Origin of the sequence: Arthrobacter sp. EpRS71, from assembly GCF_001512285.1 — a bacterium.
Classification (GTDB): domain Bacteria; phylum Actinomycetota; class Actinomycetes; order Actinomycetales; family Micrococcaceae; genus Arthrobacter.
The window spans coordinates 2,445,711-2,462,476 of sequence record NZ_LNUV01000006.1; the positions used below are offsets into that span (position 1 = coordinate 2,445,711).

General features: G+C 59.2%; 13 protein-coding genes and 1 pseudogene. 3 read left to right on the top strand and 11 right to left on the bottom strand.

Annotated features, from left to right (window positions below):
- Positions 1-143: 143 nt before the first annotated feature.
- Positions 144-574, top strand: a pseudogene (locus AR689_RS21795) (universal stress protein).
- A gap of 386 nt (positions 575-960) precedes the next feature.
- On the opposite strand, the gene AR689_RS21800 reads toward AR689_RS21795, so the two are convergent.
- The 10 genes from AR689_RS21800 to AR689_RS21845 all read right to left on the bottom strand — a co-directional run bounded on the left by AR689_RS21800 (position 961) and on the right by AR689_RS21845 (position 13,034).
- Positions 961-2,166 carry a M24 family metallopeptidase gene (locus AR689_RS21800; RefSeq protein WP_062073553.1) on the bottom strand — a complete coding sequence of 402 codons (1,206 nt, stop codon included), beginning with the start codon at positions 2,164-2,166 and terminating at the stop codon, positions 961-963.
- Positions 2,167-2,218: 52 nt separating this feature from the next.
- Positions 2,219-3,277, bottom strand: a complete 1,059-nt coding sequence (locus tag AR689_RS21805; RefSeq protein ID WP_231745625.1) for a cytochrome b/b6 domain-containing protein — start codon at positions 3,275-3,277, stop codon at positions 2,219-2,221.
- Between the two features lie 269 nt (positions 3,278-3,546).
- The gene (locus AR689_RS21810; protein WP_062073555.1) at positions 3,547-4,521 is read right to left on the bottom strand and encodes an electron transfer flavoprotein subunit alpha/FixB family protein; all 975 of its coding nucleotides are present in this window, start codon (positions 4,519-4,521) and stop codon (positions 3,547-3,549) included.
- Between the two features lie 16 nt (positions 4,522-4,537).
- Positions 4,538-5,329: an electron transfer flavoprotein subunit beta/FixA family protein gene (locus tag AR689_RS21815; protein WP_062073557.1), complete on the bottom strand. Its 792-nt coding sequence runs from the start codon at positions 5,327-5,329 to the stop codon at positions 4,538-4,540.
- Positions 5,330-5,498: 169 nt separating this feature from the next.
- The gene (locus AR689_RS21820; protein ID WP_062073559.1) at positions 5,499-7,670 is read right to left on the bottom strand and encodes an oxidoreductase; all 2,172 of its coding nucleotides are present in this window, start codon (positions 7,668-7,670) and stop codon (positions 5,499-5,501) included.
- Positions 7,667-9,109 (bottom strand): aminobutyraldehyde dehydrogenase, encoded by a 1,443-nt coding sequence (locus tag AR689_RS21825; protein ID WP_062073562.1) that lies wholly within the window; start codon positions 9,107-9,109, stop codon positions 7,667-7,669. The genes AR689_RS21820 and AR689_RS21825 overlap by 4 nt, the downstream gene beginning before the upstream one ends.
- The gene (locus tag AR689_RS21830; RefSeq protein ID WP_062073564.1) at positions 9,110-10,246 is read right to left on the bottom strand and encodes an ABC transporter ATP-binding protein; all 1,137 of its coding nucleotides are present in this window, start codon (positions 10,244-10,246) and stop codon (positions 9,110-9,112) included. It abuts the gene before it with no gap.
- On the bottom strand, positions 10,236-11,057 hold the full coding sequence (locus AR689_RS21835) for an ABC transporter permease (RefSeq protein ID WP_197412940.1): 822 nt from the start codon (positions 11,055-11,057) through the stop codon (positions 10,236-10,238). Before AR689_RS21835 ends, AR689_RS21830 begins: the two co-directional genes overlap by 11 nt.
- Positions 11,057-11,953 carry an ABC transporter permease gene (locus AR689_RS21840; protein WP_062073566.1) on the bottom strand — a complete coding sequence of 299 codons (897 nt, stop codon included), beginning with the start codon at positions 11,951-11,953 and terminating at the stop codon, positions 11,057-11,059. Before AR689_RS21840 ends, AR689_RS21835 begins: the two co-directional genes overlap by 1 nt.
- A 13-nt stretch (positions 11,954-11,966) precedes the next feature.
- A complete protein-coding gene (locus AR689_RS21845; protein ID WP_062073568.1) occupies positions 11,967-13,034 on the bottom strand; it encodes an extracellular solute-binding protein in 1,068 nt (355 codons plus the stop codon).
- A gap of 445 nt (positions 13,035-13,479) precedes the next feature.
- Here AR689_RS21845 and AR689_RS21850 point away from each other — a divergent pair, with 445 nt between their 5' ends.
- Positions 13,480-14,313, top strand: a complete 834-nt coding sequence (locus AR689_RS21850; protein ID WP_062073570.1) for a carbon-nitrogen hydrolase family protein — start codon at positions 13,480-13,482, stop codon at positions 14,311-14,313.
- Complete coding sequence (locus AR689_RS21855; protein WP_062073572.1) at positions 14,310-15,410, top strand: alcohol dehydrogenase catalytic domain-containing protein; 1,101 nt, start codon at positions 14,310-14,312, stop codon at positions 15,408-15,410. Before AR689_RS21850 ends, AR689_RS21855 begins: the two co-directional genes overlap by 4 nt.
- Positions 15,411-15,779: 369 nt before the next feature.
- On the opposite strand, the gene AR689_RS21860 is transcribed toward AR689_RS21855, so the two are convergent.
- Complete coding sequence (locus AR689_RS21860; protein WP_082698130.1) at positions 15,780-16,523, bottom strand: GntR family transcriptional regulator; 744 nt, start codon at positions 16,521-16,523, stop codon at positions 15,780-15,782.
- Positions 16,524-16,766 lie beyond the last annotated feature (243 nt).

Sequence of the window (16,766 nt, forward strand, 5' to 3'; positions counted from 1 at the left end):
AGGTTCTCGCTGAGTCTCGATTGCGCATGAGGCAAGCGCCACACGTGCGACCAGGATACGCAAACATCGCGGAGCGCTCTGGCAGCGACCGCTAAAACGGACGCGCAAAGTGCCAATGGAGAACTATTGAGGAAAAGTACATGATGACTGGAACCATTGTCGTGGTGTTGACGGAAGCGACACCGCGAAAAAGGCAGCAGAAAAAGCTCGTGGCTTGGCCGAGGCCCTGAGCGCACCACTTCACGTGGTGACTGCCTTCGACAGCAGCAAGACCGAAGTTTTCGGAAGCGGCAGTGATCGCTATGTCGTTTCTGAGGCTGGAACAGCCGAAAATATTGCCCGGACCGCCGCGGAGTCCTTGGGCGGTGGCATTGAGGTGACCTACTCCGCAGCCCGCGGTAAACCTGCGGAGGCCTTGGTCCGGGAAGCGGAGCGAACACGGGCCCGGATGATCGTAGTGGGCAACCGGAGGATGCAGGGCATCGGCAGGGTACTGGGCAGTGTCGCGAACAGTGTCGCTCACAACGCCCCCTGTGACGTCTATATCGCACACACATACGACGCGGACGAATAAATCTGATCTCCCAATCAGCGCAACGCCGGTGTCGAACAAGCTGCCAGCCGCCGCGCTTGGAAGCAGTGTCCAAAGAGCACAGCCCCTGTAAGGGGCTGTGCTCTCTTTGCCCTGCAAGGTCTGGCGAGGTGTGATGTCTTTGGCCCAGAATATTGTCCTTGGACTGGTTCCCCACCAGTCCAAGGACAATCTTTCCTCCTTGGGTTGGCATCGGCATGCCAACCCACCTGCCGCGCGGTGAGCGGCCCCTGTTTCGTTCAGGGAGTACCCATCAAGCTACGAGCGATGTGGTCCTAACCGCACGGCACTTCTTTGACAAGGACTTGTGGTCTTTCAAGCACCGGGGCAATTCCTGCGGGTTTCTGCCGAAGACGGAATCCCAGGATTTAGACCTCTCTGACGTCGGCGCCTTTGCCGTCGGAGAGCAACTCGCATCCGTGTGAGCGAACGACGACCATTTCTTCGCACGTAACGGAGGTGAGGTAGCCCATGTCGTCGTGCTTGAGGGAGGGTTCGATGCACATCACCGTTCCCTCGAGGATTTCCGTGTTGTCATCATCGGAGAGGTAGGGCAACTCAGGCATTTGCAGCCCGATGCCATGGCCAAACTTGCCAATGTTGGTGCCGCTGGTTCCCAGTTCGGGAAGGACTTTGAGGCTCCGGCTATGCACGGTCTGGTTGGCTTCTTTCCAGGTCCGGCCCGGTCGAACCTCCTCATAAATGATCTCGGCGACCTCTTTCAACCTGGATAGAGGGTCTGTCAGTTTTGTGGGTGCCTTTCCCCACGTCATGTACCTGTTGAAGTCCGATGCGTAGCCCCGGTGGACGGCACCGGAATCTAGGAAGATCACAGGATTGTCTTCATTGAATTCACGGGCGGAATCACCCTTGTTGAGGATCATGAAGTAGATTTCCTCGCTGCCGGCTTCAAAGAGCGCCGACGACATCTTGCGGTAGATTTCACCCTCTGTCAGGCCACGGGCTTCGGACGTGTAAATTGCATCAAACGCTGCGGAGTTGATTGAGGCCGCCTGGCGCAGTGCCTGGATCTCTGCCTCTGACTTGCGCATCCTGACTAGAGCCAACTGAGTCGAAACTTCGTGGAACGTCGCCTTGGGCAGCTTGCCTTTGAGGCTTTGCATTTCCGCTTCAGTGATTTCGTAGTTGGTCCACAGACTGCCTTCATAACCGATCCTGGCACTCTCCCCGACCGTGCTGAGAACAATATCCCGCACGGCTTCCAGGCTCGGTTCAGCATCCAGGCCCGAGCCACCATAAGGAACCAGGACAAGGTCAGAGGCGGTATTGACGACGCGGCGGCCTTCCCATCCGACAGCCACAGCGAAGACGTCACCGCTGGCGGTGTACACGGAGAAAATGGGCCGCGACCTGTTTGTCCAGAGGTTGGTGATGTGCCCCGAGAAATAGCGGTGGGTATAGCGGTTATTGATAAGAACCGCGTCGAGCCCTTCCTGCTGCATCACCTGGCGCAGCGCAGTCCGCCGTCGGCTGTATTCGGCGGAATCGAAATCAGAATGCGGGCCGGCGGGTCCAACCTGTTGGCTGTCTGCGAGGGCTGATATGACGGTCATTGGGATCTTCTCTTTCTCTTGAAGGCTTCCATACGGAGGAAAAACTGTTGCCCTAGCGTGAAACCTTGCCCATTTTGGATGCCAGCGGCGTCGTAAAGACCGGTTTCGTCAGGAACCAGGCCGCAGCAATCACCAAAACCGAAGCCAGGAACACCAAAAGTCCAAGCCAGTCGGCGGCGCTGCGGGCGGTGAACATATGGTTCAGGTTTTCGAGTGCGCCGGTCAGAAACACCAACAGCACGTGGATCACGGTGAACCCGGCAAAGTACAGCATGACCGGGAAGTGAAGGGCGCGGGCGAAGTCGATGGTGAGGAATCTGCTCGCCTTGGTGTTGTCGGGCCACCACGTGGACATCCGAATCCCACTGATGATTGCCAGCGGGGCGGCGACAAATACGGTGAGGAAATAGGCCAGGACTTGCAGAGCGTTGTAGTAGACCCAGCCATTTTCGGCCGGCCAGTTGAGGGATGCGTATTGGACCGCGGCCGAAGCCGCATTGGGCAGTATGTCCCAGGACGTTGGAACGATACGAGTCCATCGTCCTGTGGTGAAGAGCAGGATGATGAAGATCAGACCGTTGAGGATCCACAGCACATCAAGGCACTGATGCAGCCACTGGGCCAGGCTCACCTTCTTCCGTGCGTTGCCTTTGGGGGCGAAGAACGACCCTGGCGCCGGGGTCCAGTACCCTGCAGGTCGTTTCTCCAATCGGACCTGCAACCCGGTGCGTACGATCAAAACCAAGAAGAAGATATTCAAGAAATGCTGCCAGTTCACCCAGGCCGGGATACCGGTTGGCGCATCTGAGCCCGGTTCCGTGTGGCCGGGATACTCGCTGAGAAAATCCATGACGGGTTGGGTGGTCCTTGCCCAGCGCGCGAGCAGAACGATGGCGGCCGTAACGACCGCGACACCAAGAACCTTGAGCACTACCCCCTTCCATCGCCGGGACATTGACCCGGGGACACCTTCTTGCCTCACTGCTTTGTTTGCGACACCGTTTTCCAGAACAGATTTGCCGCCGGTTTGAGTAACCTGCTCTTGCGGTACCCCGGGGTGCTGCTCCTGATCGTGGCTGAGGCTTGACGCTTCGGGCACCGCTTCGCCCATGCGCCGGCGCGTCGGGGCGGCAGTTGGTGCTTCGGACGGTTTAGTCGTTGCCCGTGGGTCGCCCATGCGCCGACGTGCCGGAGCGGTGGCGGGGAGAGGCTCTGGGGCCGTTGATGGACTGAGGTTTGGCGTCTCGTCCTGTATCCCGGCCAAGCGGCGGCGTTTGGGCGCTGGTGATGGCTGCGCACCGTTATCTGTGCCGTGCATGGGAGTGTTCCTGTCCTTTCGGAGGCTAGAAGAAGTCCTGAACTACGAGAGGCGTTTAGTCCTTAGCTCTCTTGCGCTTTGACCGCTTCGATCAACTCGGGAACGACTTTGAAAACGTCTCCGACTACACCGAAATCTGCGATGTCGAAGATTGGTGCGTCGGCGTCGTTGTTAATGGCTACGATCGTTTTTGCTGTTTGCATGCCTGCTCGATGCTGGATGGCTCCGGAGATGCCGAGAGCAACGTAGAGCTGGGGTGAGACGGTTACACCGGTCTGGCCAACCTGCAGCGCCTGCGGAACATAGTTTGCGTCAACGGCTGCCCGCGATGCTCCCACTGCCGCCCCTAGAACATCGGCTAGGTCCTCAACCAGGCTGAAGCTCTCCCTCGACCCGATGCCTTTGCCGCCGGAGACGACCGTCCGCGCTGCCAGGAGGGATGGACGTTCGGACTCTTCGGTGACGGGTTCAATCGAGATAATTTTCGCTCCGGGGGCCGTTTTTATCCGGAGTTCTTCTAAACGGACCGAGGGATTGGTCACGGCCGCAGCCCGGGCCTCGATCGCGCCCTGACGAACCGTGACGACCATCAGACCCTCCTCGACGGTTGACTCAGTCGTGTAGTCACCCCCGAAGACAGAGTGCTCCGCGATGACTTCGTCTTCTTCCATGCGAAGCGCGACCACGTCGGCGGTGACGGCTCCGCCTCGGACGATTGCCAGACGTCCGGCGATGTTCTTACTGTCGTTGGTGTGCGGCAAGAGGGCAGCAATAGCCGCGTACTCTTCGGACGCCTGCGCAAGCGCTCCGACCGCAGCAGTTCCAAGCTCGGAACTGGCCTCGGGCACGGTCACAAGGTAGATGTGCTCGGCGCCGGCCGTTGCCAGGGTCCGGCCCAGGCTCTCAGCCGCCTCAGCGGGCACAGCTGCCACGGCCACCGGCGTTCCCAGACCGGCAGCGGCGCCCAGCAAAGCTGCCGCGGACGACTTGGTTTCGCCCGTGGTGGTTGTTTCAATGAAAACTAGGACATTGCCCATGACTGCATTCCTTCGTCTATTGGTGGTTCTGCAGGAGCCGGCGCGAGGACAGGAACTCTGCAAGTTGCTGGGCGGCGGTGCCGTCGTCGGTGATTTTGGTGCCAGCGTTCCTCGGAGGCCGCTCCGTTGCCCCTACCATCACTGACTTAGCGGTCGCTGCACCCGGTCCGACGTCGATTCCGAGATCCGCAAGTGTTTTTACGTCTAAGGGCTTCTTTTTGGCTTTCATGATGCCCTTGAAATTGGGGATTCGCGCCTCTGCACTTTGCTCCGTGACGGAAACAAGGGCCGGGTACTCGGACTGGACGGACACGACGGCGCCCTCCACCTGCAGTTGTCCGGTTACCTGGGAGTCGGAGATTTCGACCCGGTCAACCGCAGGTAAATGGGGAAACTGCAAAACTTCGGCAATCATGGCCGGAACAAGTCCCCCGCGGCCATCTGTTGATTCATTTCCAGCGAGAACCAGATCCGGTCCGATGTCCCTGAGAGCTGAAGCCAACGCCAACGCGGTTCGAACCATGTCCGAGCCTGCCAAGGACGGATCGTTAACGAGAATGGCCGAATCGGCTCCCATGGACAGTGCCCGCCGCAGGGCGGCTTGGGCCCCTGTGGGGCCCATTGTCACAGCGACGATTTCAGTCGATGCGTCCTGGTCCTTATGGCGAAGTGCGCTTTCGAGGGCACGTTCGTTGATCTCGTCGGCGACTTGCTCGGCTGTCGTGCGATCAATCTGTCCGGTGGTGAGGTCAAGCTTCCGGTCGGACCACGTATCGGGGACTTGCTTCATGAGAACTGCGATTTTCAAGACTTCTCCTGATGGGGCGTTGTGCGGGCTGGATAGAGGAACCTCTCCTGACGGTCTACGCCAAGAGTCCAAGGCCTGTGAGCCAAAGACTCTTGATGTCAGCCGCGGAAGGCTGGAGTTCACCCGGTTTGGGAGTATTCGGTGCCACGACCTGTGGCGGCTGCAGTGGTCATCGTCGTGGTTCGATGGGCAGCAGCTTACGGCTCTCCCGCAGCGGAGCGTCGTAGTCATCGTCGCTCCATCCGAGAACCCGGTGCTCCCGGATAAACGGCAGCGGCACGGCGGGGTTGTCCGAATCGAATTCCCTGCCAAGGCGGTGGGCGTCGAAAATCGTATCGGCAAGGTGCATTCGAGGTGCCCTGCAGTCGCCTACCTTGAGCAACGTATCGATTTCGTTGGCCGCGAGGTGCTCCGGTTCGGCCAGCAGTTCCCGGTAGAGGGCATCGTTGGAGACCCGCTGGGTGACCCAGACGACTGCGTCGACGTTCATCGTCCATTCTCGGGAATCCACACCGGCGGATGCCAGCTGTACTTCTCCGGCGCTGACGGATTTGACCAGCGTCGAAGGAACGATGGACACTCCTGCCTGAGCCAGCCGGCGGATAAGATCCCGTTCGCCGGTGTGCGCCAGCCATCGTCCCACCTCAGGGTAGGGGCTGACCAAGGTCACCTTTTTGCCTTCAAGCATCAACCGCTCGGCAATGCTTGGAGCCATGTAGTAGCCGTCGCAGTCAAACACGAGGACATTGTCACCGTCGAGCTGCTGTTCTTCGGCAACGAGTTGTTCCGGCGTGAATTGCCAGGAGGTTGTCGTATCGGCGCCAGGTATGCCTTCCCTGGACCAGCCGTTTATGCCTTCGGTCGACCAGGATGAACCGGTGGCTATGACCACAGTGGTTGCCCCGTAGTCCAGAATGTCGGCGGCCGTGAGCCTGGTATTGGTGATGATCTCAACACCCGGGTGCTGGCGGAGAACCCCTTCACGGTAGTCGATGATCCTGGACCAGGCGGACAGGTTGGGAAGTTTCGGAACCCAGCGGTAGTGGCCGCCGATGGCGGATGCTGCATCCAGCAGGTGGACAGTCTCGTGGCCGCGGCGGGCCAGAACTGATGCGAGTTCCAGCCCGGCGGGTCCGGCTCCGACAATGAGAACTGGGGCCTCGGCCTTGGTCGACGGAGCGAATCTTTCGGGGTGCCAGCCCCGCCGGTATTCTTCCCCGAGCGTCGCGTTCTGCGTGCATACGATCCTGCTGCCGTGGTCGTACCGGGATACACACACATTGCATCCGATGCACTCCCGGATACTGTCAAAGTCACCGGAGCGGATCTTGTTGGGCAGGAAGGGGTCGGCGATGGAGGGCCGGGCCGCTCCAATGAGGTCTTGCTGGCCGGACTTGAGGACCCGGGCCATCTCGTCGGCGGATGTGAACCAGCCTGGGGCCACAACCGGTTTGGTTGTTAGTGCCTTAATTTCCCGTGTCCACTCCCCGGCATAGTTTTCTACGCCGAAGCGTGCAGCTGGTGAGCTGGACGAGGCCAACTGACCGGGCCGGCCCAACTGGATGTCCCAGAAGTCCACCAGATCATCAGCTATCTCGATGAAGCGCAGGCCCTCCGGGTCGAGGTTGGTTGCGCTGCCGCGTCCGTTGGTTTCCGACGGATTGAACCGGGCCGTGATGGCTACGTCGTTGCCGACGGCGTTCCGTACTTTCTCCAGCACTTCCAGCCAGAACCTGGCCCTGTTCTCGAAGGATCCTCCGTAGCTGTCAGTGCGCTTGTTGTACCAGGGCGAGAGGAACTCCAACGGCAGTCCCGCACCTTCGCAACCGTAGATGTTGACGATGTCGAAACCTGCATCCCGGGACATGATGGCCGCGTCGACGTACTGTTGCTGAACACGCTTGATATCGTCAGAATCGAGCTCGTAGTATCCGGCGTTGAAGTCGCCAGGGTTTTGAATAGCGCTTACCCGGCCGGCCGGTTCCCGTGTTCCCAAGCCGGAGGATTTGGACGCGGTAACGAGAAGCTCGATGCCGATGAGTGCACCGTGGCTGTGCGCTTCATCGCAGGTGCGTTTCCAGTTTCGGACATCCGACTGGTCGAGCATCCACGACATGGTTCGGAAACCGCTCATGTCTGATTCGACGCTGATCTTCACCGCTTCAGTGTTGACAACACCCCAGCCGCCTTCAGCTTTGGTGGCCCGCAGTGCCGCCCCGGCACCGGCGGAATCGCCGAGGCCGGAGGCATGCGGTGTCTGATAGAACCTGTTGGGGGCGGTCTTGGGACCCAGCTGGATAGGGGTGAAGAGGATCTCATGTCGAGATTCGGGGGCACTCATTGGGATCCCAGACTTCCAAACATGATGTGGCGGGCTTCGGTGTACTCGTGCAGCACCCCGATGGAGAGGTCCTTTCCGCCGCCGGTATCTTTTCCGCCACCGTGGGGGAACTCCGCGGTGACGCTCAGGTGGTTGTTAACCCAGACGCAGCCGAACTCCAGATCGCGGGAGAATCGCAAAGCCCTGTCGAGGTTGGAAGTCCACACCGAGGAAGCCAGAGCGTAATTGGTGCCGTTGGCCAGAGCCAGGGCTTCTTCGGGGGTTTTGAACGACTGGGCCGTGACGACTGGGCCGAAGATTTCGTTCTGCACAACTTCGTCCTGTTGTTCCACGCCGACCAAGATAGTGGGGTCGATGAAGTAGCCGTTGAGGGCTTCGGAGGACCTACCGTTGATTTTTTCGATGCGTGCCGGGCAGCGGTCCAGGACACCGCTGATGCGCTCGTACTGGAGGGCGTTCGAGACCGGGCCGAGTGTTGTGGATTCGGCGGCCGTGCTACCCATTTTGTAGCCCGAGGCTGCCGAGGACAGCGCCTTAATGAAGTCATCGTAGATCGCCTCGTGAACTATCATGCGTGTGGCCGCGGTGCAGTCTTGTCCGGCGTTGTAAAAGGCAGCGCCGGCCACCTCACGTGCGACCACTTCAGGGTCGATGTCGTCAAAGATTACTGAGGGGGCTTTACCGCCCAGTTCCAGGTGCGCATGTTTGAGCTGGCTGGCTGAGATTTCCGCTACCCGCCTGCCTGCCCGGGTGGACCCAGTGATTGACACCATGCGCACGGTCGGGTGTGCGACGACGGCTTCACCGGTTTGGGCGGCGCCTGTGACGACGTTTAGGGCGCCATCAGGGAGAAATTCCGCGGCGACCTCTGCCAGGAGCAGCGTCGACAAGGGCGTGGTCTCAGCTGGCTTTAGGACAACGGTGTTTCCTACGGCAAGGGCCGGGCCGCACTTCCAGATGGCCATTAGAAGTGGGTAATTCCACGGTGCAATCTGCCCGACCACGCCGATGGGGTCCCTGCGGAGCATCGATGTCGTACCGGGCAGGTACTCGCCGGCGACCGCTCCTTGAAGGGTGCGGGCCGCCCCGGCGAAGAAACGCAGGTGATCGACGGCAATTGCGATTTCCTTACGTGCCGCCGCAATGGGTTTGCCAGCATCTTGGGACTCCAGCAACGCAAACTGCTCAGTACGATCCTCGATGGTTTGAGCGATTCGGAGAAGGGCAGCTGACCTCTGGGACGGGGTGGTGCTCCTCCAGGAGGTTCGGAAAGCATGATCGGCGCTTCGTACGGCTGCATCTACATCTTCAGGGCTGCAGCGCGGAACTACTGCAAGGGTGGATTTGTCGGCCGGGTCAAAGATCTCATCTACCTCGTCGGCTTGGGGCCTGTGTGACCGTCCGCCGATAAAGGGCAGGATGGTTTGTGCCAATGACATTTAGATGCTCACCACTTCGTCGTTCTTGGCTGAATTGCTGCGTTGTTCCGTGCTGATGATTCGCGCCTCGTTGATATTCCAGGCAACCCCGACACGTGATCCGATGGCGGGCAAGGGCGCGCCAGTTGCTTCCAGCACCGTCACGGTCGCGCCCTCTTCGTTGGTAACAAGGATCTTTTGGAGCGAGCCCATGTAGACCGTTTCGCGGACGACACCATAGACCGCATCCTCATGCTCCTTGACCGGCTTGGCTTCGGTGAGAAGCCTTACCTTCTCGGGGCGGACGAAAAGAATTGCCGGTCCTGCGGGGAGGTTTTCGTCCGCACCGTCTGTGCGGAAGACAGTTGCGCCGTGGACCAGCAGGTTGGATCCAATACTTTGGACGGAACCTTTCAAGGCATTTGTCTCTCCGAGGAACTCGGCCACGAATGGGGTGGCGGGGTTTTCATACAGTTCCGATGCGGTTCCGACCTGCTCTATCAGGCCTTCGTTGAAGACCGCGATGCGGTCCGACATGACCAGGGCTTCTTCCTGATCGTGAGTTACGAAAATGAACGTGATGCCCAGTTCGCGGTGAAGCCGCTTGATTTCCAGCTGCAGCACCTGCCGCAGTTTCCTGTCCAAGGCGCCCAGGGGTTCGTCCATCAGGAGGACGCGCGGTTCGAACACCAGTGCTCGGGCAACGGCCACGCGCTGCTGCTGGCCGCCCGAGAGCTCGCGAGGGTATCGGTCGCCGTAGCCACCAAGGCCGACGGATTCGAGCGCCTTCCGGACACGCGTCTTTCGTTCCGAGGCGGGAATCTTCCGTTGCTTGAGCGAGTATTCCACGTTCTGACCAGCAGTCATGTGGGGGAAGAGCGCGTAGTTCTGGAAGACAATGCCAAGCTCTCGCTTGTGCGGCTTGACGTCCTGAAGGACTGTTCCATCAAGGAGGATTTCACCTGAGGTGACGTCCTGAAAGCCGGAAATCAAATTCAGCGTCGTAGATTTGCCGGAGCCACTGGGACCCAGAAAGGTGACGAACTCGCCCGGGGCGATGTCGAGCGAAACCTCTTTCAGGGCATGGACAGGGCCATAGCTTTTAGCGAGGCGACGCAGGGAGAGCCCGGCGCCTCGGGTTTTTCGGTCAGCGGACATGATGATTCCTTGTCTGTATCAGCGCGACGATGGGAATGGCAATGGCAGCCAGGGCGAACACGACGACAGCTGCCGCGGCCACCGTCGGGTCAAGCTCACGGCGCATGCTTGAAAACATCAGAACCGGCAAGGTCTGCAGTCGCGGGCTGGCTAGGAACAAAGAGATAACCACTTCATCAAAGGACGCCAGGAACGCGAGGACCGCACCTGTGACAACACCTGACCGGATCTGAGGAAGGGTCACGCTCATGAAGGTGGTTAAGGGGCTGGCACCCAGGCTCGCGGCGGCGTTCTCCTGGTTGCGGTCAAAAACCCGCAAGCTGGAGGAAACAGAAACCAGAACCATGGGCAGTGCCACGACTGAGTGCGCCAGTACGAACCCGATGAAGGTGCCGTTAAGCTTCCAATTCAGGAACACGGCATAGATACCGATGGCCAGAATCGAGGTCGGAACGATCAATGGTGCGAACAAGGAACCCGTAACGAGGCCCTTTCCGGGAAACTTTGAGCGGTCCAGGCCAAGGGCAGCCGCCGTGCCAAGGATCGTTGTCAGCACGGTGACAACGGCAGCAATCTTGATCGAGTTCAATGCCGCATCACGCCATGCTCCGCCCGAGAGGTTCTCATACAGGGCAAGGGACCAGCCGGGTGGGGGGAACACGAAGCTGGCTTCCGAAGACGAGAAGCTGAGCGGAATGATCACCAGTGTCGGAACAATCATCCATGCGGCAATCAGGAAAGCAGCTACGGCCAGCAGAATTCGGCCTACGCTGGGCGACGAACGTCGAAGGGACTTTTCCATGGACTTCATCACCTGATTCCGTATGCCGAGCTGACAGTGTTGCGGGAAAATCGCATGGCTACAGCCAGCAGGGCGAAGGTCACCAGTAGGAGCACCAACGCCAGAACGGAGCCTCGGCCCCATGCCAGGAGGTCTTGCACCTGAGTGACGACCTGTTGGGCCAGCAATGCATTCTGTGGAGATCCCAGGATCGCCGGGGTCAGGTAGAAACCCAGTCCGAAGACGAAGACCAGGACACTGCCGGCAAGCATTCCCGGTGTGGCCAGTGGCAGGTATATCCGGAAGAACGACTTCGCAGGCGAAGCGCCGAGGCTTTCGGACGCCCTCAGGAGGCTTCGGTCAATGCCTTGCAGCACGGAGTACAGCGGAAGGATCATCAGCGGAAGAAGAGTCTGTGCCATCGCGATCGTTACGGCGAACGTGGTTCCCAGCATATGGAACGGCTCGATTCCGAAGGCTGACAGCGCACCGTTGACGACCCCGTTGTCCTGAAGAAGGACAACCCAAGCGAAGATCCTCACCAGGTAGTTAGTGAAGAACGGTAGCATGACCGCCGTCGTCAAAACGACCAACCAGCGCCGTGAAACCAACGTCATCAGGTACGCGAACGGGAACGCCAGGATCAGCGTGATCACGGTAACCAGCAGAGTCACGCCAAATGTGCGCAGCAACAGCGTGATGTTTACGTCCTCGGTGAAGAACCAAGCGAAGTTGTCCCAACCGCCCTCCTGAGGTGCCTGGAAATGCGTCCAAGCACGCGTAAGGATGGAAATGGCGGGATAGACAAAGAACAGAAGGATGACCGCAAATCCCGGTACTACCAACAGCGATACCGGACGGAACACAAACGGAGTTTTGCGTACCCGGCTTGGCGGCCGGATGGAGGGCGAAAGTGTGGTTGACATTTAGACTTCCCTACTAGCCAACCAGGGCTGCGCGCCACTGCGACTCGGCGGCATCCTTGTACTGCGCGTACCATTCGTTGTCAAGTGCCACACCGTCGGTCCGGTGGTTGGAGACGAGATACTGCTTCTGCAGATCGGAGGTCTGGGGGTCACTGCCCTTTGAAGAGGTCGATCCGTAAGGGGCGATCTCTTCAAACTTGGTCTGCGCGTCGGGGTTGTTCGAGAGCCAGTTAAGGAACTTCTTTGCTGCGTCGGCGTTCTTGGAGCCCTTCAGGATCACCAGGTTGTCCCAGACCTTGAGTGCCGTAGGCCAGACTACGTCCCACTTGGCGCCTTGATTCACGGCATCAAAGGCGCGCGGTGAGTAAACCATGCACATGACAGCTCCGCCGGAGAGCATCGTGTCAACCTGCTGGGTACTGGAAGTGAGGAAAGTCGTGTCCTGCTTGATCGTCTCGTACTTGGCGATCGCCTTAGTGACATCCAGCGGGTAAAGGTTCTCCGGCTGCACACCGGAGGCCAGGCTCGCTGCCTCCAGGTTGTACTGGGAGGAGGTGGGGGCACAGCGCTTGCCGGGGAATTTCTGCGTGTCGAAGAAGTCAGCCCAACTGGTGGGAGGGTTATCGCCGAATTTCGTCTTGTCGTAGGCCAGTACCGCGCCCCACTCCAGGACGGGCAGACCGCACTTGTTGGTCACGCGACCCTCAGCGAACTTTGAAGGGTCGAGCGTGTCGGCGTCAATTTCCTCGAATTGCTTTCCGCACTGCTGGTTGGCGAGCCAGGTGTCGACCTCAGCCAAATCCCATTCGATGTTTCCGCTTTGGATCTGAAGGGCGATCTTGTTGTATTCCATGTTGCCGTCCTGGGTGAACTTAGCACCCGACTCGGCACTGTAGGGCTCGAGGAAGGCGGTGTTCATTGCCTTGCTGAGCTTTCCGCCGAAGTCGGCGATCGTGAGCTGCGCGTCCGAACCGGCCGGGGACTGGCCGCCGTCGGAACCGCAACCGGCCAGCACGAGCGCAGCCACTGCTGAAATGGCTACTGCTGGGATACAACGTATTGCTCGGGATGTGAATGACATCAAGCTCTCCTTGGGGTGTGACCCCGGCTACTTTGGCGGGGTTCGTTTGGTCGATTGTCGACATTGACCTTGCGTCTTGTCAAGAGATGACGCCGTTCAGCACACTGGCCAACTTCTTCTGCTGATGCGGTTCATTTCTCGCTCCAAGCCGCCGATTGGCTGCGATTCATGATGGTTTTACCCTGATGCCACGATCGCTCGCCCATCGGCTGCATATGCGCTACTCTACTAGCGTAGTAGACAGTCGACAACGCTTTCGAAGTATGAACTTGAAGAGAATCCGGAACGGCCTGCGCTTTCGCCGTCGAATCAGTGCCGTCTCCGCTCCGACGGCGTTTTCCATCCCTAAATCCCAAAAATTTTGAAGGGACTCGATCCTAAAATGACAACTTTGACCAACTACGAGGTTGCAACGCCAAGAACCCCAGAGCCTGGGGACCTAACTGTGGCCGCCGTACAGATGAACAGCGGCCCGGACCGGGACGCGAACATCGCGAAGGCCATCGCTTTGATTGACGTCGCCGCGACTGAGCACGGGGCACAGTTGATCGTGCTGCCAGAATTTTTCAATACCGAGTATGTTTTCGCGCGTCATGACCCGTCCCTGGTTCGTCTGGCAGAGAACGACGAGGGCCCGTCGATCAGTGCTGTCAGGGAAGCTGCACGCAAGCACGGGGTTACTATTGTTGCGACTCTCCTGGAGGAAGACGGTCCCGGGATCAGTTACGATACCGCCATGGTGATTGGTCCCGACGGCACCATCGTCAGCAAATACCGTAAGACGCACCCTGCAGCAACCGTGACGCTGGAGAAAGTATTCTTCCGCAACGGCAGCTATTTCAATGTCACTCAGGTCGGTGACTTCGCCATGGGAATCAACATCTGCTATGACAATGAGTTCCCCGAGTCAGCGCGAGCCACCGCTCTGAACGGAGCGGACCTGATAGTTGCGCCGTTTGCGACCCCCGAACAGTTCCCGTTCAAAACCGTGATGTCTGCACGAGCCTGCGACAATCAGCTGTTCTTCCTTGCCGCCAACAAAGTTGGGCGTGAGGATGGGCTCGAATTCTGCGGAACCAGCCTTATCGCTGATCCTGAGGGAGGACTTCTGGCAGTGGCTTCCAACACTGAGGACGAGGTTATCTCTGCGGTCATCAATCGTCGTGCCGTCATCGAGACTAGGCTGTCGCGCCCGATCTACCGCGACCGACGTCCGGATCTCTATAACTCAATCTCGACAGCAACCGAGGACCTGCCCCGTTGGAAGACAGCGAAATGACGGCAATTTCGGCCCAAGCGCTAATTTTTACAGACAATTCGGAGCTGGAGCTTACCACCATCGACGTCGCCGCCCCGGGACCCGGCGAGGTCAGGGTAAAGGTGCACGCCAGCGGGGTATGCCACTCGGACCTCCATGTTGCCGCCGGTGACTGGACCATGCCCTCGCCCATGATCCTCGGCCACGAGGGATCCGGAATCATCGAGGCCGTTGGGCCCGGTGTTTCCGAATCCAGGATCGGCGAGCGTGTTGCCCTGTCCTGGTTCGCGCCATGTCTGCGCTGCAAGTTCTGCGTCAGCGGGCGGCAGTGGGCCTGCCAAAACACCACAGCCAACGATTGCGTGATGGCCGACGGTAAGACGCGGCTGTCCCAGCAGGGATCCAGCGTTTATCCGTTCCTGAATGTCGGCAGTTTCGCGGAGTACGCAGTGGTGCCGGAATCCGGCGCCATCACCGTCCCCGATGGTCTTCCATTTGAAATTGCTGCCCTCATTGGCTGCGCGGCCACGACGGGCATCGGGGCGGCTCTGAACACCGCAAAAGTTCGTGCCGGCAGTTCAGCGGTCGTGGTTGGTTGCGGTGGCGTGGGCTTGTCCGTGGTGATGGGACTGTCGCTTGCTGGTGCCAATCCCATCATTGCTGTTGATATGTCCGACGAAAAACTGGATGCAGCCAAAAGTGTCGGCGCGACGCATGTCCTCAACGCTCAGCAAGGAAATGTTGTGGAACAGTGTCATGACCTCTTGGGCGGCGGCGCGGAGTTTGTCTTTGAGGCAGCTGGCCGTACGGACACTGCAACTCAGTGTCTGGCCATGACGGAAACTGCCGGGACTACAGTATTGGTTGGAATGCCGTCTCGGGGCGCCAAGGTTGCTCTTGATGTTCTTGACCTGACGCTCAATGGCAAAACTGTCATTGGATGCAGTTATGGGAGTTCGAACCCGTCGATCACCTTTGCTACCTTAGCGGATCTGTACCTGTCCGGTCGGCTTCCGCTCGACAAGCTGTTGGGTGAGCGAATCTCCCTCGGCGATGTATCTCATGCCTTCGATCAGATGAAGGCCGGGCACGGGCTACGCCAGGTCGTAGCATTCTGATCGACAGACAGCGCCGCCGGCGAGGCTCCATCTGCGCGGTCCAGCAGGAACGGGATGGGGCCTCGTCGGCGTATGCGTATGGCAAGACGCAGGGATCTGCCCGGAAGCAGAGAACGGCTCCTAAGTAGGAAACATCCTCAAGCGAGACAGTAGGGCTGTATCGCGCCAACGATGCGTCGCGATTGTTCGGGGGCGTGGCTTTCCGCCACCGCATCCATCACGTCGGTTGCTGCCGTCGCTGGAAGGATGTCAAGGTGCAAATCCGGTGGCCGGAGAATGTCCTGGGTAACCATGGCTGAGGAGCCGCCAAATGTAAGGTCCACGCGAACGCGGTCAGGCGTCCTTGGTTATGATCCTCGGATCGCTGAATCAGTTGGTAGGGGCGGGAGCGGTCTCCGAGAGTGGTTCCAACAGCAGGGATGAGTCTCCGCCCAATCGCTGCAGGAGCAGGGCCACAGTTGAAAGGAAGTGCTTCTCGAAGAGACGCAAAGCTTCGGCCTTCCTGCCCTCCTCAATGGCCGCAATGATCTGCTCATGCTCTTCCACCACATAGTTGAGGTGGGAGTGCCCTGAACCGGCGGAGGACATCACTCGCAAAACACGGTCTTCGAGGGACGTGGCAAGAAGAATGCGGCCTTCGAGCTCACCAAACATGCGGCCAATCAGGTGGTTTCCGGAGCCGACGTTGATGCTACGGTGCCAATCAAGTTCAGCGTTGATCAGTCTGCTGGCGTCCTTCTTCGTAGCCGCTGCCTTCATTTCGTTCAAATGGGTGCGCAGGGGCTTGGTTGAGCTCCCCCGGGCCAGAAACAACCGCAACGCTGTTGTTTCAAGGCCAAGGCGCAGATTATGAAGGTCAACGATGTCCTCTAGGGACAAATCCAGAACCTGCGCACCCAGGTGGGGCTCGACGAGGACCAATCCCTCTGCCGCCAGCCGTTGGATGGCCTCTCTTACCGGGGCCCGGCTCATTCCCAGTTCCTCGGCGATATGGGCTTCAGTCAGCCGCTCCCCCAGACCCAGCTTGCCTTCGATAATGGCAAGTCGAAGCGACTGGTGGGCGGCATCCGCGAGCCGCATCCGCGGTGGCCTGGTCAGGCCGTGAGTAGTCATACACACAATTGTAATCTAGCGCGGTCGACAATGTACAACCTTTCCGCAAGTTCAAGAGAAAGTTCTTGCAATTGCCTCGTTGTCGACAGTAGTCTGTCTACAACAAATCAAGATGATCGGCGAAGTTCGGCTCATTCCTGCGCATGCGTGGAGTTGAGGAAACTCGTCGGGGATCAAGATCACTATCCACGAGTGGGCGGATGGGGCGCTGGAAGACTCTTCCCGAACGCCCTTTGAACTGGG